Raw genomic sequence first — 18,059 nt, forward strand, 5'->3', positions numbered from 1 at the left:
TACCTGCTTAAGTAGTCAGAAAGTGGCGTTTATAACGACGTGTAACACGATCTTTTTGTAAAATAATAAAGAAATCAACGGTCTCGAATAGCTCATCATATGCCGGGTCTCCGCCAATCTCCGCTCCGAGCCATTGATAGCCTTTCATCAGAGGCGGCAGTTTACGGAACAGCTCTTTTTCATTGCCATCGATTTCTATTTGAGCAAGACCTGGGATACGATGCGTGGCAAGCGGTTCAATACCGAATCGGTCTGTTATCACCTGCTTATGGCGCAGCATCGAGTAGATCAAATTCAGTTCCTCCAAATTACCCACATGCACACTCGCACATCCGATTAAATGCGAATAATTACGCTCGCTAATATAACCTGCAATTCCTTCCCAAAGGAGTTGAATCGCTTTTCCGCCACGATATTCGGGAGCAATACAGCTCCGTCCAAGCTCGAGCGTTTGACTTTTCAAATCAGAATAGGCAGTAAGATCGAATTCAGTCTCGGAATAAAATCCGATCCCGTTCAAAGCTCGCTCCCCTGGAAGCAACCGATAAGTACCGATCACTTGCTCGGTTTCGATATCTTTCACAATGAGATGATCACAGTAATCGTCGTAGGCGTCCTTCTCAAGCCCCTGCTCATTCAGCATCCTCATGTTCTTCTCTTCCTCGACGAAAACTTGATACCTTAGCCGCATAGCTTGCTCAATCTCTTGTGCGCTGCTTGCCAGCCTAACCGACAGCTTGGCTTGCTGGGGCGCCGTACTCAGAAGTGGTCCACTCATCTTCCTCACGCCTTTCAACTTGAGTCTTATAACTTAAGGTTAGCAGAGGATTATTAAATGTTCGTTTTCGTGTTATTAAGAATTTGTAATATTTCTTGAATGTCGCACCTCAGCATTTTCCTTTTTTTTGAATGTAAAAAGGAACAGAGCTCTTAACGAGCTCTGTTCCTTAATAACATGCACGGAACTATTTTAACCAGATGTAAATAGGTATAAATAAAATCGAAGTCATAATTCCACAAATCCCCATGGATAATCCAGCAAATCCCCCCTGCTGTTCAGAATCCTTGAATACTTTGGCTGTTCCGATGCCATGTGCCGCTGTTCCAATTGCAATGCCAATCGAGATATCATCTCTAATTCGAAACCAACGCAAGATCCGAGTACCAAACATACTGCCCAGCAGCCCAGTTAAAGTTGTTAAAACCGCTGTTAATTCAGGAATCGCACCTAACCGCGCGGCTATCTCAATGGAGATGGCCGAGCTTACCGACTTGGGAAGCATACTTAGGATAATGGACTGACTTCCTCCCAATAACCCCACGATGGCCGCACTAGCTGCAATCCCCGTAATAGCCCCCGCCAAAACACTTATTAAGACCCGCGCCAAATTTCTACGTATTAATTCTTTGTATTTATAAAGAGGTACGCCTAACGCTACAGTTGCAGGCCCCAATAAAAGCGTTAGCACGTCTGCTCCTCGTCTAAAGTCTTCATAAGGAATATGAAAGCATACTAATATAATGATAATGAACCCCGTACAACTAAAAAGAGGATGCATAAACCGCCATCGTTGATACAACAAATTGGCTAACGCATAGCTGATTACACTTAGTGATAGTCCAAACAATGGATGCTGCAGCATGCTATTCGCCATGTTTGGCACTCTCCTGTCCTAGCTTTGAAGATACCCAACCCGTTACCACAAGAACAGCCACCGTCGCACCGACAGTCCCTCCGCAAATAGCAAGCCAATTAGCTCCAATGATCGGAATAAATGCAAGAACGCCAACGGTAAAAGGAATAAAAAAGAGCATCATATGCCTTGTCAACAGTGAAGCCGCTTCTTCCACCCAAGCCAGCTTTATGAGCTTAATGAACAAAGCCGCGGTAAAAAGAATGAGCCCGATCACGTTGCCGGGTAGCGGCAGGTGCAGGCTCATCTGAAGCACATAACCTAAGAAATTAAAGCCTAGTAATATAGCAAAACCGAGCATAAATTCTCCATTCCAGCTGTGAGCAGCACTATCCAGAGTCTTTGTAATAATTTCGTATTTCCCTAAACATAACACAAAAAATCGAGGACATAAAGATAGAAAGCAGCACTTCAGCGAGTGTAATTTCCATATGATCACCTCGGTTGACGTGGGATTTTGTTTATTGTATGAGGAGAATCAAGGAAATTGACTTCTTAAACAGTGAATAATCTTGTTGACTTTGTGGAATTGTATAACAGGATGTCAATCAATCGCCTTAAAGGGAGGGAAGAAATACTATGGCAAAGCCAGACAATCGCGAAGATAATCCAGCCCGTTTGCAGAACGCCATCGATCATACGATAGCCAATTTGCACGAAGCTGAGGACTACTTGGACGAACATGCGGATGAAATAACTGCCGAGGAAAAACAAAGCATCGAATCCAAGAATGAACGCCGCAAAGAAAGCATTAGCGGCTTCATCGAGGAGAAAAAAGACGAAACGAACAGATAATTAAAGCGAGAAGCCCCTTCCATAATTGGAAGAGGCTTCTTTTTTACCCTTTACGCGGCACTTCAAAGCTCCAGAAATCCTTAGCTATGTAGCTATTGCTGTGAATCTTCTGAGCCTCCTGCAAAAGTTCCAATACGGCATCCCCCTGATATCGCGAGCTAATATGCGTCATGATCAGTGCATTCGCTCCCGCTTCCTGAGCTGTTCTTGCCGCATCGACGGAAGTGGCATGATCAAACGAATACGCGAGCTCCTGCTTATCCATGGCGAACGTAGCCTCGTGCACTAGCACATCAGCACCTCGCGCCAAGTGCTGAGCCCCTCTGCAATAGCGCGTGTCACCAAGAATAACGACAATGCGTCCAGGTATCGGCGCTCCTAGAAAATCCGTCCCGTGAAGCGTACGACCATCCTCCAACTGGACGGATTGGCCTTGCTTCAACTTACCATAAATAGGTCCCGCCGGTATGCCGAGTTCCGTTAGTTTTTCCTGCATAAGCTTGCCAGGTTGATCTTTCTCTACGATCCTGAAACCAAAGCATTCGATACGATGTTCTAGCCGTGCCGTCTCTACTTGGAAGCTTTCGTCTTCGAAGATTAGACCTTCTTCCTCGATTTCCACGATCTGAAGCGTATATGTTAAATGAGCCCCGCTTACGGAGAGGGCTGTTTCAACAAAACTCTTAAGACCCCGCGGTCCATATAGCGTAAGAGGTGTATCCCCTCCCAAATAGGAACGACTCGTTAACAAGCCAGGTAAACCGTACAAGTGATCCCCGTGCAGATGCGTGATGAAAAGCATCTCCGTTCGTCCCAGTTTCACTGGAGAGTTTAGAATCTGCTGCTGCGTCCCTTCTCCACAGTCGAACAGCCAATAGGTTCCACGTTCATCCAGCAAATTTAAAGCTATTGAGGTGACATTTCGTTGTTTGGAAGGCATTCCCGCCCCCGTGCCCAAAAAATACAAGTCCACGATCTAAACTCCATTCTCTCTAAAATCACAATGCCAAAATGGAAAGCGAGGACGCCGACGAACTTTGTAGTCCGTACAAGCTGCCTCGCTTTATTCATAAACTTTCTATCCTACGTTGAAGTAACGAGCTTCCTTATGGGCAAATACGATCGCTGAAACAGATGCCTCCGGCTCCATCATGAACGATTCCGTCAGCTCAACGCCAATATCCTCTGGCTTCAGCAGGTTGAACAATTTCGCTTGGTCCTCGAGATTCGGACATGCCGGGTAACCGAAGGAGAATCGTTGTCCGACATATTTAGCCCCAAATCTCTCCTGCATCGTCATATCTACGCGATCGGCAATTCCCCATACATCTCGCATGATATGATGAATCCGCTCCGCAAATCCTTCAGCCATTTCCAGTGCCGTTGCTTGAAGAGCATGAGATTTCAAATAATCCCCTTTATCTCGCCATTCTTTAGCTAAATCATTAATATCATGCCCTGCCGTAACAAGTAAGAAACCGACGTAATCCATTTGCCCGCTTTCTACTGACTTCAGGTAGTCGGATAAGCAAAGGTATGGTTCTTTATCTTGACGCGGGAATGTGAAGGTTTCAAGCACTTTACTGTGATCCTGCGGGTCATACACGATGACATCGTTACCGCTGGATTGTGCTGGGAAGAAACGGTACATCCCATGGGCTTTGATAATCCCATTATGCTGAGCAGCATATAGTATTGAATCCACTGTATCCTTGAGCTGAAGGGCTTTCGTATCTTTGTCGCTAAGAAGCTGCTCAACTTTGCCTTTCAAACCAAGATGATGTCCGAGCAGCATCTGCATGTTGACATAAGGCATCAGATGACTAATCGGGTAATCTCTCATGATATGGCGATCTGTATCCTGCGGAACTTGCACAGGAAGATCCTTCGATACGGCAGACGAACTCACACGAGTGAGCTGCGGCAGTTTATCTTCCTTCTTGCCGGTATCCATCACATCGGACTCCAAGCTTTCTCTGAGTTCCTGAATGAGACGTTGGCGTTGTTCAGGGTCACTCAATCGATTGGCAATATCCAATCCGTCCATCGCATCCTTCGCATAAAGCACAACACCCTCATATTCAGGCTGAATACGCGTTTTGGTGAATTTGCGTGTTAGCGCAGCCCCGCCAACCAGAATCGGCACATCCACACCTGCCGTGCGTAAATCTTGAGCCGTAATCACCATTTGCTGAGCCGATTTCACAAGTAATCCAGATAAACCAATCGCATCCGGCAGCTCTCTACGATAGGCTTCGATGATTTGCTCTGGTGGTACTTTGATCCCGAGATTAATAATTTTATAGCCATTATTCGAAAGGATGATTTCGACGAGATTTTTTCCAATATCGTGCACATCACCTTTGACTGTTGCTAAAATAATTTTACCCTTAACGGCAGTTTCGGATTTCTCCATGAAAGGTTCTAAGTAATTAACGGAAGCCTTCATCACTTCCGCACTTTGTAAAACCTCTGCCACAATCAGTTCATTGCCATTAAAGAGGCGTCCAACTTCCTCCATCCCCTTCATAAGAGGTCCGTTGATGACTTCAAGAGGCGAATACTTCTGTAAAGCAAGCTCCAAATCAGGGATCAGACCTTCTTTGGTCCCCTCTACGACATAAGAAGCAAGTCTTTCTTCCAGAGACAGATTCGAAATTTTCTCTTTCTTTTCGACCTTCTTCTCACGGAAATGGGCAACGAATTGTGCCAATGTCTCATCATTCGTATTGTAAATAAGTTCTTCAGCCAATTGACGTTCTGTATCCGGGATGGATGCATAACGCTCCAGTTTTTCTGTATTCACAATGGCATAATCTAAACCTGCCTTCGTACAATGGTACAGATAGACGGAATTCAGCACTTCACGCCCTGCGTCAGGTAAACCAAAGGAGATATTACTTAAGCCAAGAATTGTTTTAGCAGCAGGATACTTAGCTTTAATCAGCTTGATGCCTTCAATCGTCTCAACGGCGGAACCGATATACTGCGGATCTCCAGAGCCTACTGGGAACATATTGGGATCAAAAATAATATCCTCAGGTTTCATGCCATACTTTTCTGTCAAAAGCTCGTAAGCCCGCGTCGCCACTTCGATCTTCGCTTCGCGTGAAACAGCTTGACCTCGTTCATCGATAAGAATACAAACAACGGCAGCTCCGTAACGTTTGATTAAAGGCAAAATTGCTTCGAACTTCGTCTCGCCATCCTCCAAGTTGATGGAGTTAATGATCGCTTTACCTTGGGAGTATTTAAGTCCTAGCTCAATGATATGGTCATAGGTCGAGTCAATCATTAACGGAACTTTGACTTTCTTCACAACTTGCTGCATAAACTCTTCAACGGCATAAGCTTCGTCAATGTCTGTATCCTGCAGGTTAATATCAATAACGTGAGCACCGTTTTTAACTTGATTACGTGCAATCTCAGAGCCCTCTTCAAACTTTCCTTCTTTAATAAGGCGTTTAAATTTTCTTGAACCCGAAATATTGGTCCGTTCGCCGACCATGATAGGACGATTTTCAGGCTCAATAAATAGCGTTTCAATCCCTGAGACAGCAGGTAAATGCGACCCATATTGCGTTCTTGGCTTATACTGAGAGAGTGTCTCTGACATTGCGCGAATATGATCAGGCGTTGTGCCACAACAGCCCCCGGCAATATTCAACCAGCCTTGCTCAGCAAAACCAGCCATCTTTTTGGCCAAAGATTCGGGAGACTCGTGGTAATGTCCGTTCTCATCCGGCAAACCGGCATTCGGATAACAACTAATCGCTGTTTCAGCAATATCAGACAACGTTCGAATATGATCCCGCATAAATTCAGGACCAGTAGCACAGTTCAAACCCATTGAAATAGGCTTCAAATGTTCCAAAGAAATATAGAAGGATTCAATATTTTGACCGGCTAATGTTGTGCCCATCGGTTCAATGGTACCCGAGATCATGATCGGAAGCTCAACACCCAATGTTTCATAAGCTCTGCGAATCCCGATACTGCCTGCTTTTACGTTCAGAGTATCTTGGGAAGTTTCCAGTAGAAGAGCATCCACACCCGCTTCAACGAGTGCTAACGCTTGCTCGTAGTAGCTTTCCTCTAGCTGAGCGAATGTGACTCCACCGGTTACTGACAACGTCTTGGTCGTAGGCCCCATGGCTCCGATAACATAACGAGGCCACTCCGGTGTCGAATATTTATTCGCTGCCTCGATAGCCAGTTTAGCTGCTGCAAGATTTAATTCGCGATGGCGGTCTTGCAAATCATACTCCGCAAGTACCACACTCGTGCTCCCGAATGTATTGGTTTCTATCATATCAGCGCCCGCGGCGAAGTAAGCTTCGTGAATTTTGCGAATAACATCCGGCCGTGTAACACAAAGAATTTCATTACATCCGTCCAAATCATCGCTCCCGAAATCTTCAGCTGTTAAGTTCTCTTGCTGAATCATTGTACCCATGGCACCATCAAGGATCATGATTTTCTTTTTAAGCTGCTCTTGTATCGGTGTTTTGATCATTGCATGACTCCCTCTCAACTTATCCTAAAGCAATAGAAAACTAAAAAAACGACAAAATATGTTATGTTTTAGTGTAACAGAATACGGCTTCTATGAAAAGAATTTGAAATATCATATTTACCTATAGGTTTTATCGGAAATTCTTATGTTCAACCATCGACAGCTAGCTAAATTTCCACTATAATTCAAAGGAGAGACTTTGATCGTATGTCAAAGATCCCTATATTTATATTTACTTAGAAAGAGGGATGCAGCTTGGCACAAATTAGAATTCGCAATACGAATGAACGTATTGAAGGCGAAGAGCAGGTTAAAGCCTTCTTGGATAGTCAAAATGTTGTTTATGAACACTGGGATGCTAACAAACTTCCGGAAACACTACGTGAGAAATTCATTCTTAGCGATGAAGACAAAGCTCAAATTATTAGCACTTATGAAGAAGAAATTCGTGATTTGGCTGCTAGACGCGGTTATGAAATTTGGGATGTTATCGCACTTTCCGATTCAACACCTAACATCGAAGAGCTCCTGAAGAAATTCGAACAGGTGCACACCCATACAGAAGATGAAATTCGCGCAATCGTTTCTGGACGAGGGATTTTCATTATCAAATCCGAAGGCGAAGTTGGCTATTTTGACGTTGAACTTGAACCAGGTGATGTTATCTCCGTTCCTGAAAACACGAACCATTTCTTCACACTAATGGATAATCGCGAGATCGTTGCCGTTCGTCTTTTCATCGAAAAAGATGGCTGGATTGCTTATAACATTGATGATCCAGAATTTATTAAAGCCTAATTCTATTATATGAACAAAAACCCAACTGCGCTGGACTTAACGTCCTAAGCAACCGCTGGGTTTTTGTTTATTTTATGTTATCCGTTCGTAATAATCGGCAAAATATCTTGAAGACGGGAAACCTCATACGCAGGAACAATCTCATCTCCACTTTGAAGCCCATGATGATTAATCCAAATATTGCGCATACCAACGCTGCCAGAACCAAGAATATCCGTAGTCAATTTATCTCCGATCATGATTCCTTCCTCTGCTTCTATCCCGAGTAATCCCAATGCATGGTTGAAAATAGATGTTGCAGGCTTACCAACACCAAATTCACCAGAGATCACAATATGATCAAAGTATGGCGCGATTTTGGGGACACCTGCTAATTTTTCCTTTTGCAGATCTGGCGAGCCATTCGTTAACAACAGCAATCGATAGTTGCCTTTCAAAGCGTCCAACACTCGGAACGTTTCCTCATAAACGTAAGGACGGCGGCGGCGTTCTGCCGGAAAAAGTTCTCCAAGCTTATACCCAAGCTCACGATCCTCTATTCCCAGCGCACCAAGCCCTCTAGTCCAAGACTCTGTGCGATATCCTGGCGCTAGTTTCTCAAGCTTACGAAAGTTCTCATTCTCACCTTGTGTGAAATTTGCCCATAAGCCTTCAAAAGGATTAATACCTATCATTTTCGTAAATGCAAAAGTTTCATAAGATTCATATAAAGAACGCGCTTCTTTGCGAACGGAAGCTTCCAATTCTTCAGGATTTACGGCTACGTGTTTCGCAGCTTCAGCACATGTCGCTTCGAATGCTTCCTGCACACTGCGATCATCCCACAGAAGCGTATCATCTAAATCAAAAAGTACGGCTTTCAACGTCATCATTCATTTCCCCTTTTGAATGTTGTATCTATATGAGCAGCGATTACTCTTCGTCCGTAAACTTGATGGAATCAAGTTGAACTTTAAGATTGCCACGAAATGCTTCAATATACTTCTTTCTGAGTTCGTTGCGTTCATCGATTTCCGCATCGGTTAAGCCAACTGTTTTCGCTTTACGAGCAAGCTCATTAATACGTTCGATATTTTGTTCCATGTTGTCACTCATCGTAATCCTCCATGTCAAAAATTCAATATGAGTACTACTTTGCCATCCCTATTAAGGAATGTCAAGAGACAACAAAAAGAGGCATAGGAACATGTCCAAGCCTCATCGTGTTTAAAGTCTATCAAGAAAGCATAGTGAAATTAAGGAAGCAATAAAACCTGTCCTTCTTTCAGGGAGCTCGTGGTTAAATGATTGATTGTCTTCAATTTATCTACGTAAGAACGAATGTTCTCGTTGCCTTTATTGTGAGTGGAAGCAATTTCCCAAAGTGTATCTCCGCGTTGAATGACGACTTGATCTTGAGCGACAGCTTTCGGAGAAGAGTTAATAGAAGTAACGGAAACTGTGGTCTTTGCAGTTGCTGCTCCATCCCCTGCATAGGCTTGAACCATAGCACCAAATGAAAACACCGTACCAAGAATGACTGCTAATAGGATGAAGCGAACAATCGCTTTTGTATTACTAGGAATAAAAGTCATCCCTTTGGATGGGCTAGCAGATCTATGAGGTGTGTGTGTTGTGTTAGTGTTTGAATAAGCCATATACATGAATAATCATCTCCCAAACATTTGTTCTGATATTAGAATAACACGAACACATGTTTGAGTCAACCCTTTTCTCGAACTTATGTTTGTACGAACTCGGGTTCTATGTTATACTTTGGGTAATGATTCCCAGTATTGGAGTGATAACTATTGAGTAAGATTTCGCAGCGTCAACAAGCTATATTGGAATTCATTAAGAATGAAGTGAAAGATAAGGGGTATCCACCTTCCGTTAGAGAAATCGGCGAAGCTGTTGGACTAGCTTCTAGTTCTACTGTGCATGGTCATTTGGAGCGTCTTGAGAAGAAAGGTATGATTCGTCGAGATCCTACTAAGCCTCGTGCTATTGAAATTCTAGGCCTAGACGGTGCTGAAACGCATTTTGCAGTTTCTGTAGCTCGCGTCCCTCTCGTTGGTAAAGTTACAGCCGGAGTACCTATTACTGCAACAGAGAACATTGAAGACTACTTCCCTCTTCCTGTCAGCATGGTAGGAGATAATAATGTGTTCATGCTTAGCGTCATGGGTGATAGTATGATCGAAGCGGGTATTCATAATGGCGATTATGTTATCGTTAAGCAGCAGCAAACCGCGAATAACGGAGACATTGTTGTAGCGATGACCGAAGATGACGAAGCAACGGTGAAACGCTTTTACAAAGAAAAGGATCATATTCGTCTACAACCGGAGAACTCGGCTTTGAAGCCTATCCTTTTGAAACATGTTACGATTCTTGGCCGTGTCATTGGTTTGTTCCGGGATATGTAATAGACATACAGCCCTTATTCTACTTACAATACCAATGAGAAAGAACCGAGAGGACAATAGTCCCTCGGTTCTTTTCGATATTAACAGGCTAAATGGATGAAGTTATGGATCAACTGGGTGAACTTAGCAGATAGTAGTCCAACAAATCCAAATTATGGATTTAAAAAAGTTAATGATATGGGCTTTAATCCCATCATAGCCAAGAAGGCTGAACTGTCGATTCAGATAAGAGTCTTTAGAGACTGCTATTGACTCATTAGGATCGCAGTTTGCTGAATTAGAAGCTTCTAGAGACTTCTATTCGGTAATATTGGGTCCCTTTTGCTTCAATTTCAAGGAATAGAAGCCTTTAAGGACTTCTATTCTAAAAATCACAACACTTTTGGATAAATTAACGGTCTCTATAGACTTCTATTTTCCAACTACTAACTTTTATCTTTATCTCCATCTTCCGTCTTCCATCTGCTCACTGCTCACTATCCTATTGATAAACCCAAGAGTACTTCGACCATTGAAATTAAGCTAAAATATTAGCTAAATAATCAACTAAAAAGCAATCGCCCAATTCCCACGACGGAAAATAGGTTCAACGGTACCATCACCAAGGACACCATCGATCTCAAGATCAGCCGTCCCGATCATGAAATCCACATGAATCAAACTGGTGTTCCCACCTCGGGCTTTTAACTCTTCACTTGATAAAGTGACACCACCTTGCAAATTGATCGGGTAGCAGCTTCCTAAAGCCAGATGGCAGGATGCATTCTCATCGATGCCCGTATTGTAGAAAATGCGGTCAAGATTAGAGATCGGCGAATTAAAAGGTACGAGAGCAACTTCTCCCAAATACCGTGCGCCCTCATCCATATCCAGCAACTTTGCTAGATGTTCATAGCCGACTTCCGCCTGATAGTCCACAACTTTACCGCCCTCGAACTTGAACGAAAACCGATCCACAAGCGCCCCATTCACATTTAATGGCTTGGTGCTCGACACCGTGCCATTGACTCCCGTTCGCTTAGGCATCGTGAAAACTTCCTCAGTCGGCATATTCGCTACGAATCGAATTCCACTTGCGTTCTCCGTATCACCGCCAAGCCAAATATGGCCTTCCGGCAGTTCGACTCGCAAATCTGTTCCTGCCGCTCGATATTGAAGCGCCTCGTATTGCTTCTCATTCAACACGCTGCGAACGCGCTTCAATTGATCCATATGTACTCGCCATGCCGCAATCGGATCATCTTCATAAACACGATTTATCCGGAAAATGTCCTCCCACATCGCATCGACCCGCTGTTCTTCAGGCAAATCGGCATACACTTTGGATGCCCACGCCACCGTAGGCGCTTTGATTAAGCACCAACTGAACTTACTTGTTCTCACATAATGCTGATACTTAGCTCTAGCCGTAGCCATCGCTTTAGATGCTCTAGAAACCAAACTTGCATCAATGCCCGCGTACAAATCAGGATCCGGCACTTTGATGTTCAGCAATGCTCCACCGTTTTCTACAAAACGTTCTAACATACTCGTATACCACTCTGGATAATAATCAAAAGCTTCATCATGGGCATATTCAAATCTACTGCGAGTTATCACATCATCCTGCCAGTGTACTTGAACAAAATTCGCCCCTGCCTCGTAGGCTTTCTTAACAATGAGTCTAGTCAATTCTATGGATTCTATCGGCGACTCTATCATCAGATCTTGGCCTTTACCGAGGTTAACTCCTATTTTAACAACAAGTTCAGCGTACTTTTCCAAATTTTTCTGAAAGTTGTCTATCATACGTATGATCTCCTTCGCGTGAAAAAGCCCATCAGCTCAGAATATTTCCTGAAGAATGACGGGCTTTTCGTATCTAATTGTTGCATGAATATCAACTTGCTAAGCGATTAGTACAGGGACAGATATTGATCTCTCTCCCATTGGTGAACTTGTGTTCTATACATATCCCACTCGATTTCTTTAAGTTCATAGAAGTGAGCCAAAGCATGTTCGCCAAGTGTATCGCAAATTACATCATTGCGAAGCAGCTCGTCCAACGCTTGTTTCAAGTTCAATGGCAATGTAGGAATGCCCTCGCTCTCTCTTTCTTCTTCAGTCATAACATAAATGTTACGATCGGTAGGAGGAGGAAGCTGCATTTTGTTCTTGATGCCATCCAGTCCGGCAGCAAGCATTACAGCAAGCGCCAAATATGGATTAGCAGCCGGATCCGGGTTACGAACTTCAACGCGAGTGCTTAATCCACGGGATGCCGGAATTCGGATCATCGGGCTACGATTACTTGCCGACCAAGCTACATAAACTGGCGCTTCATATCCAGGCACTAGACGTTTGTAAGAGTTAACAGTAGGGTTCGTAATCGCAGCGAAAGAACGTGCATGACGAAGTACACCCGCCATATAATGTCTAGCTACATTACTTAAACCTAATTTATCGTTCTCTTCATAAAACGCATTCACATCACCTTTGAATAACGATTGGTGACAGTGCATACCAGAACCGTTCATGCCGAACAAAGGTTTAGGCATAAAAGTCGCATGCAAACCATGCTGTCTAGCAACGGTTTTGACAACGAGTTTGAAGGTTTGAATTTGGTCAGCCGCTTTAATCGCATCTGCATATTTAAAGTCGATTTCATGTTGACCTGGCGCTACTTCATGGTGAGATGCTTCAATTTCAAAGCCCATCTCTTCAAGCGTCAACACAATATCGCGGCGACAGTTTTCGCCTAAATCCATCGGAGCCAAATCGAAATATCCACCTTGGTCGTTCAGTTCCGTTGTTGGATTCCCTTTTTCATCTGTTTTGAACAAGAAGAATTCTGGTTCTGGACCTACGTTCATAGCCGTAAAGCCCATTTCTTCAGCTTGTTTCAAAGCATTTTTCAAGATCGCACGCGGATCTCCTGCGAACGGTCTGCCATCAGGCATATAGATATCACAGATTAAACGTGCAACTTTGCTCTCAGTTACCCAAGGGAAAATAACCCATGTATCCAAATCAGGATACAAATACATATCAGACTCTTCAATTCGCACATAACCCTCGATGGAAGAACCATCGAACATCATTTTGTTGTCGAGTGCTTTTTCGAGTTGGCTGTAAGGAATTTCTACGTTCTTGATGCTTCCCATCAAGTCTGTAAATTGCAAACGAATGAACCGAACATTTTCTTCTTTGGCAATACGTAAGATGTCTTCTTTGGAAAAATTATTGTTGTAGCTCACGTGTGCAGTCTCCTCTCAATTTACAAGCGGTTAGGAATTGCTATTTATAAAATCGGGAAAGCTGACCTTGAATCAGAGATACCTGATCAGGGCGTTTACCTCCGCCAATCAACTGCTGCTTAAGCATTTTGTGCAGTTGGGAGTCGGTTAATTCTTTACGCTTCACTTCTGTGTGTTCGTTCAAAATCGTTGCATCTTCTGAATCTTTATCAACAGGGAGAAGAACCTGCTTGATCCCGGCGATGTTCACGCCTTTTTCAATTAAATCTTTAATTTCAAGAAGTCGTTCTACATCATTAAACGAATACAGTCGTTGATTACCAGCTGTTCTAGCCGGAATAATAAGTTCATGCTGCTCATAATAACGAATTTGTCTGGCGGTTAAATCAGTCAGCTTCATGACGATCCCGATCGGGAATAACGCCATATTTCTACGTATTTCATCACTCATGCTAATCACTCCTGGTCAGTAAGTACCTCTCCACTATTGTACCTTTGTAACAAAAACGTGTCAAGGAGTGTTAGGTTTGTTCACAGTCTTATTTTTCATAACAATCCCTTGTCTTCCATATGTTGGATCGCTGTTAATACCCCTAACTTACAGTGTGAATAGGTAAGCCCGCCCTGTAAATAAGCGATATAAGGCTCACGAATCGGCGCATCCGCGGACAGCTCCAGACTGCCGCCTTGGATGAACGTCCCGGCTGCCATAATGACGGGATGCTCATAGCCGGGCATATCCCACGGCTCCGGCACAACGTGCGAATCCACGGCAGCCGCCTTCTGGATGCCCTGCACGAACGTGATCAAGTGATCCGCCGACGTGAAGCGGATCGCTTGGATCAGATCCGTTCGCGGCGTTTGCCACCGCGGATGGCTCTCGAAGCCTAGCTCTTCGAACACCGCGGCGGCGAAGACCGAGCCCTTGACGGCTTGCCCCACCAAGTGAGGGGCAAGGAAAAGCCCTTGAAACATTGCTCGCGTGGCGCCGAGCATGGCACCGACCTCGCCCCCGATACCGGGGGCGGTCAGTCTGTAGGCGGCGAGCTCTACGAGGTCGCGCCGCCCGGCAATGTAGCCTCCGGATGGGGCGATACCGCCGCCGGGGTTCTTGATCAGCGAGCCGGCCATGAGGTCGACGCCAACCTGCGTCGGCTCCAGCAGCTCGGTGAACTCGCCGTAGCAATTATCGACGAAGACGATCAGGGCCGGGTTCACTTCCTTGACAAATCGGACCATTTCTCCGATTTGTTCCACCGTGAACGAAGGCCGCCACGAGTAGCCGCGCGATCGCTGTATGCCGATCACCTTCGTGTTCGGCTGAATGGCAGCCGCAATGGCCGACCAGTCCGGCGCGCCATCCTCAGTCAACGCAACCTCGCTGTACACGATGCCAAAGTCCTGCAGCGATCCCATACCGTCGCTAGGCTTGCCAATGACCTTATGCAACGTATCATAAGGCTTACCCGTTATGTAAAGTAGATGTTCGCCCGGTCGCAGCACACCGAATAAAGCGGTGCCTATGGTGTGCGTACCTGAAACAAAGTGCGGTCGTACGAGTGCTGCTTCAGCCCCCATCGCATCCGCATAGACAAGATCGAGCACTTCTCTGCCTCGATCATTGTAGCCATACCCTGTCGAAGAAGCAAAGTGGTAATCGCTTACCTTATGTTTTTGGAAAGCGCTGATCACTTTCCACTGGTTTAGATCAATGGTTTTCTCAATCTGGCGAAAAGCGCTATCTATTTGACGTTCTGCGCTTTCCATTAATTCCATAACTTTATCCCCGAATTGCATGATTAGTAAATCTCTCCCTCACTATCTTGAGCCTCTTGCTGAGCATGTTGATCGTAAGCCACCAATTGATAGGCCAATTTGACGTAATCATCCTTGTTCACGCGAACTTTGAACAGCATATCTTCTCCGTCCACATCCGTCTCCAGGACATCGCCAATTCGGTACATAAGGGAAATGATATCTCCTTTGTCAGCTGGAATGCGGAACTCTTTACTCTCACCCATCAGCTTCTCTTGAATGGCGATTCGCAGACGTTCCAGATCATCTGGATTGTACGCGCTGATTTTCAGAAATTCACCTTCGGTAGAAAGCATTTCTCTATCTTCTTGCGAGCACAGATCAATTTTATTGAAAATGGTCAGCTGTTCCTTCTGATGTGCGCCCAGCTCTTCCAAAACCTCAGCGACAACGCGCATTTGCTCATTTCTCATATCGGTTGAGCTGTCAACGACATGAAGGATCAAATCGGCCTCATTGGCCTCTTCCAGCGTAGCACGGAAAGATGCAACAAGATCATGCGGCAGGTTCTGAATAAAACCTACGGTGTCCGTTAGAACGATCTCTTTGCCGCTTGGCAATTCCATCGTCCGCGATGTCGGATCCAGCGTAGCAAACAACTGATTCTCAATATAGACGTCCGCTTGCGTCAATTGTTTTAATAAAGTTGATTTCCCTGCATTCGTGTAGCCGACAAGGGCAACTTGAAACACACCGGTCTTCTTCCGGCGTTCTCGATGCAAAGTCCGATGACGAACTACTTCTTCCAGCTGCGCCTTCAGCTCGTCAATACGTCCGCGAATGTGCCGACGATCGGTCTCCAGCTTCGATTCCCCGGGACCTCTCGTCCCGATACCGCCACCAAGACGTGACAAGTTCTTACCTTGTCCCGACAGCCTTGGAAGCAAGTAGCTGAGCTGCGCCAACTCAACCTGAATAATACCTTCACGTGTTTTGGCACGCTGAGCAAAAATATCCAGAATCAACTGCGTGCGGTCGATAATTTTCACATCTAAGGCTGCCTCTAGGTTACGGACTTGAGCACCCGATAACTCTTGATCGAAGATAGCCGTATTCCCGCCAAGCTCCTCCAAACGCAGCTTTAGCTCTTCAACTTTCCCTTTACCAATAAACCATTTGGAATCCTTTGTTTCTTTGTTCTGTGTCAATGTCTCCAAAACAAGCACACCTGCTGTTTCCGCTAACTTGACCAACTCTTGTAGCGAGTATTCCGCTAATAATTCATTTTTCTTCTGTTTCTGAGTGACCAGACTAACGAGTACCGCGCGGTCATCGATTTCTTTCTCAACCATATGTGAAGTTGTTTTCATAAGTGTCTCCTTTACGCTGCATTCAAACGATCGAAATAGCCTCATGCGGGCGTATTCCTTCATCATTGTGTAGGAAATGCTTGGGAAAGTCAATTTGCATGAGTGGAAAATTCGATTATAACGGTGTTCCCATCAGAAGGCACAAAAATACCGAAAGACCATCGGCCTCTCGGTAGCTTTCCACCTATTTTAAGTAAATAAACTTTGTCCCAAAAACGAACCTTTAGATGGAACACCCGGCAGTACAGCAAAATAACCTCCACCAGTTGTGTCCGTATAAGAAAGCATCTTGTCTGGAAGCTTCGGATTCGTCAATCTTTTCTGGATGGATTCAAACTGCGTTTGGATATTCCGATTGAAACAAACGAACAGCAAACCGGCATTGATTCGTCCAACGTTATCGAGGTTATCCATGAAATTATACCCGCGGCGTAAAATGCGCTCACGTTCTGAATTCTCTCCCGTGCGCGGATTTGAAAGGCGAATATGAGAATCAAGTGGTGTGACTTCACCTTTGGCATCGTCGGCGAAATTAGGCTTATCGAATTCCGAATGTCCATCCATCGGTGCTCCGGAAACCTTCTGTCGTCCTATAATCTCTTCTTGATCCGAAAATGGTTGTTGATCCCATGTTTCAATGCGCATATGAATCCGACGAACAACCATGTAGGTTCCACCTGCAAACCATGAGGCACCGTCTCCCGACTCAACCCAAACATTATTTTTCATAAATTGTTCATCTTGCAAGTCTGGATTAGCCGTACCGTCCTTGAAGCCAAACAAGTTCCGTTTCGTCCCTTGGGACTTCACGCCTAACTGTCCGGTCTGCTGCCAACGCAAATGGGCAACGCCGCGAGCCGCTTTCGATAAGTTGCGAATCGCATGGAAACAGATGATCGGATCATCTGCACAAGCCTGAATAATGATGTCTCCATGGGTCAATTGTTCTTGCAGCGAGTCTTTATGGAAAATAGGCATTTCCGTGAGACCTGCTGGTTTGCGAGAACGAAGTCCAAACCGATCGACACCATCCTTTTCGAACAAAGAAGCACCAACTGCGAAAGTAATCGTTAGTTTACCCGTATCGAGGCCCATTTGTTCCCCTGTATCCACAGGAGGGAATTTACCTTCCTGAGGTTCAACCGCGAGAGGCTTGCCTTCCATAAGAGTCGCTGCCATCTCGGTCCATTGCTGCAAAAGCTCTTTTAGCTCCTTCACATCCTGAGTCGTCACATCAAATGCTGCCACGTTCGCAAAGTTCTGGGCCGGAGTCACAACACCGGTTTGATGAGCACCATAAAATGAGATGGTTTCATTCGCTGCGCTTGCAGCGACAGTACCTAGTTGTTTGTTCGAACCGGTAGGTATCACTTTCTGTGCCTTCCCGAGCAGATCCCCAATGACAACGCCTGCAGCACCTGCCGCCGTCATCCCCAAGAAAGCACGACGATTCATTTTATCCCCCATTACCGTTGATCTCCTCTCCA

Annotated in this window: 17 protein-coding genes; 3 read left to right on the plus strand and 14 right to left on the minus strand. The window is 45.0% G+C overall.

Features of this window, described 5'->3' with window-relative positions:
• Nucleotides 1–7: 7 nt before the first annotated feature.
• The 3 genes from NYR53_RS19955 to NYR53_RS19965 all read right to left on the minus strand — a co-directional run bounded on the left by NYR53_RS19955 (nt 8) and on the right by NYR53_RS19965 (nt 2,070).
• Nucleotides 8–778 (minus strand): GNAT family N-acetyltransferase, encoded by a 771-nt coding sequence (locus tag NYR53_RS19955; protein WP_261300976.1) that lies wholly within the window; start codon nt 776–778, stop codon nt 8–10.
• A 187-nt stretch (nt 779–965) separates the two neighbouring features.
• A complete protein-coding gene (locus tag NYR53_RS19960; protein WP_261300977.1) occupies nt 966–1,655 on the minus strand; it encodes an LrgB family protein in 690 nt (229 codons plus the stop codon).
• On the minus strand, nt 1,645–2,070 hold the full coding sequence (locus NYR53_RS19965) for a CidA/LrgA family protein (RefSeq protein ID WP_261300978.1): 426 nt from the start codon (nt 2,068–2,070) through the stop codon (nt 1,645–1,647). The genes NYR53_RS19960 and NYR53_RS19965 overlap by 11 nt, the downstream gene beginning before the upstream one ends.
• Nucleotides 2,071–2,273: 203 nt before the next feature.
• Between NYR53_RS19965 and tlp the strand changes: the two genes are divergently transcribed.
• Nucleotides 2,274–2,489, plus strand: coding sequence for a small acid-soluble spore protein Tlp (tlp, locus tag NYR53_RS19970; protein ID WP_047677018.1), 216 nt, complete (start codon nt 2,274–2,276; stop codon nt 2,487–2,489).
• A gap of 43 nt (nt 2,490–2,532) precedes the next feature.
• Here tlp and rnz read toward each other — a convergent pair whose 3' ends face one another.
• Nucleotides 2,533–3,462, minus strand: a complete 930-nt coding sequence (gene rnz, locus NYR53_RS19975) for a ribonuclease Z (protein ID WP_261300979.1) — start codon at nt 3,460–3,462, stop codon at nt 2,533–2,535.
• Between the two features lie 105 nt (nt 3,463–3,567).
• A complete protein-coding gene (gene metH / locus NYR53_RS19980) occupies nt 3,568–7,005 on the minus strand; it encodes a methionine synthase (RefSeq protein ID WP_261300980.1) in 3,438 nt (1,145 codons plus the stop codon).
• Between the two features lie 255 nt (nt 7,006–7,260).
• On the opposite strand from metH, the gene NYR53_RS19985 reads away from it, so the two are divergent.
• Complete coding sequence (locus NYR53_RS19985; protein ID WP_261300981.1) at nt 7,261–7,803, plus strand: 1,2-dihydroxy-3-keto-5-methylthiopentene dioxygenase; 543 nt, start codon at nt 7,261–7,263, stop codon at nt 7,801–7,803.
• Between the two features lie 77 nt (nt 7,804–7,880).
• Here NYR53_RS19985 and NYR53_RS19990 read toward each other — a convergent pair whose 3' ends face one another.
• The 3 genes from NYR53_RS19990 to NYR53_RS20000 all read right to left on the minus strand — a co-directional run bounded on the left by NYR53_RS19990 (nt 7,881) and on the right by NYR53_RS20000 (nt 9,446).
• Complete coding sequence (locus NYR53_RS19990) at nt 7,881–8,672, minus strand: HAD family hydrolase (RefSeq protein WP_261306442.1); 792 nt, start codon at nt 8,670–8,672, stop codon at nt 7,881–7,883.
• A 43-nt stretch (nt 8,673–8,715) separates the two neighbouring features.
• Nucleotides 8,716–8,898 carry a DUF896 domain-containing protein gene (locus tag NYR53_RS19995; RefSeq protein WP_047677001.1) on the minus strand — a complete coding sequence of 61 codons (183 nt, stop codon included), beginning with the start codon at nt 8,896–8,898 and terminating at the stop codon, nt 8,716–8,718.
• A 140-nt stretch (nt 8,899–9,038) separates the two neighbouring features.
• Complete coding sequence (locus tag NYR53_RS20000) at nt 9,039–9,446, minus strand: LysM peptidoglycan-binding domain-containing protein (protein ID WP_261300982.1); 408 nt, start codon at nt 9,444–9,446, stop codon at nt 9,039–9,041.
• Nucleotides 9,447–9,593: 147 nt separating this feature from the next.
• Between NYR53_RS20000 and lexA the strand changes: the two genes are divergently transcribed.
• Nucleotides 9,594–10,211 carry a transcriptional repressor LexA gene (lexA, locus tag NYR53_RS20005; protein ID WP_029195983.1) on the plus strand — a complete coding sequence of 206 codons (618 nt, stop codon included), beginning with the start codon at nt 9,594–9,596 and terminating at the stop codon, nt 10,209–10,211.
• A gap of 546 nt (nt 10,212–10,757) precedes the next feature.
• Here lexA and NYR53_RS20010 read toward each other — a convergent pair.
• From NYR53_RS20010 to efeB, 6 genes are all read right to left on the minus strand, one after another.
• On the minus strand, nt 10,758–11,996 hold the full coding sequence (locus tag NYR53_RS20010) for an aminopeptidase (RefSeq protein WP_261306443.1): 1,239 nt from the start codon (nt 11,994–11,996) through the stop codon (nt 10,758–10,760).
• A gap of 110 nt (nt 11,997–12,106) precedes the next feature.
• Nucleotides 12,107–13,447 (minus strand): type I glutamate--ammonia ligase, encoded by a 1,341-nt coding sequence (gene glnA / locus NYR53_RS20015; protein ID WP_261300983.1) that lies wholly within the window; start codon nt 13,445–13,447, stop codon nt 12,107–12,109.
• Nucleotides 13,448–13,487: 40 nt separating this feature from the next.
• A complete protein-coding gene (locus tag NYR53_RS20020; RefSeq protein WP_261300984.1) occupies nt 13,488–13,898 on the minus strand; it encodes a MerR family transcriptional regulator in 411 nt (136 codons plus the stop codon).
• Between the two features lie 95 nt (nt 13,899–13,993).
• Nucleotides 13,994–15,214: a methionine gamma-lyase family protein gene (locus tag NYR53_RS20025; protein WP_437180189.1), complete on the minus strand. Its 1,221-nt coding sequence runs from the start codon at nt 15,212–15,214 to the stop codon at nt 13,994–13,996.
• 32 nt (nt 15,215–15,246) lie between these two features.
• Complete coding sequence (gene hflX / locus NYR53_RS20030; protein ID WP_261300986.1) at nt 15,247–16,572, minus strand: GTPase HflX; 1,326 nt, start codon at nt 16,570–16,572, stop codon at nt 15,247–15,249.
• 189 nt (nt 16,573–16,761) lie between these two features.
• Entirely contained in the window at nt 16,762–18,039 is a 1,278-nt protein-coding gene (efeB, locus tag NYR53_RS20035; protein WP_261300987.1) for an iron uptake transporter deferrochelatase/peroxidase subunit, read from the minus strand.
• Between the last annotated feature and the right edge of the window lie 20 nt (nt 18,040–18,059).

Source organism: Paenibacillus andongensis, assembly GCF_025369935.1.
Taxonomy (GTDB): Bacteria; Bacillota; Bacilli; order Paenibacillales; family NBRC-103111; genus Paenibacillus_E; species Paenibacillus_E andongensis.

What these genes read in the sequence shown, in the direction of transcription:
- NYR53_RS19955 (WP_261300976.1), bottom strand. Translation starts at nt 778, where the DNA reads ATGAGTGGACCACTTCTGAGTACGGCGCCCCAGCAAGCCAAGCTGTCG.
- NYR53_RS19960 (WP_261300977.1), bottom strand. Translation starts at nt 1,655, where the DNA reads ATGGCGAATAGCATGCTGCAGCATCCATTGTTTGGACTATCACTAAGT.
- tlp (WP_047677018.1), top strand. Translation starts at nt 2,274, where the DNA reads ATGGCAAAGCCAGACAATCGCGAAGATAATCCAGCCCGTTTGCAGAAC.
- metH (WP_261300980.1), bottom strand. Translation starts at nt 7,005, where the DNA reads ATGATCAAAACACCGATACAAGAGCAGCTTAAAAAGAAAATCATGATC.
- NYR53_RS19990 (WP_261306442.1), bottom strand. Translation starts at nt 8,672, where the DNA reads ATGACGTTGAAAGCCGTACTTTTTGATTTAGATGATACGCTTCTGTGG.
- NYR53_RS19995 (WP_047677001.1), bottom strand. Translation starts at nt 8,898, where the DNA reads ATGAGTGACAACATGGAACAAAATATCGAACGTATTAATGAGCTTGCT.
- NYR53_RS20000 (WP_261300982.1), bottom strand. Translation starts at nt 9,446, where the DNA reads ATGTATATGGCTTATTCAAACACTAACACAACACACACACCTCATAGA.
- NYR53_RS20020 (WP_261300984.1), bottom strand. Translation starts at nt 13,898, where the DNA reads ATGAGTGATGAAATACGTAGAAATATGGCGTTATTCCCGATCGGGATC.
- NYR53_RS20025 (WP_437180189.1), bottom strand. Translation starts at nt 15,214, where the DNA reads ATGGAAAGCGCAGAACGTCAAATAGATAGCGCTTTTCGCCAGATTGAG.
- hflX (WP_261300986.1), bottom strand. Translation starts at nt 16,572, where the DNA reads ATGAAAACAACTTCACATATGGTTGAGAAAGAAATCGATGACCGCGCG.
- efeB (WP_261300987.1), bottom strand. Translation starts at nt 18,039, where the DNA reads ATGGGGGATAAAATGAATCGTCGTGCTTTCTTGGGGATGACGGCGGCA.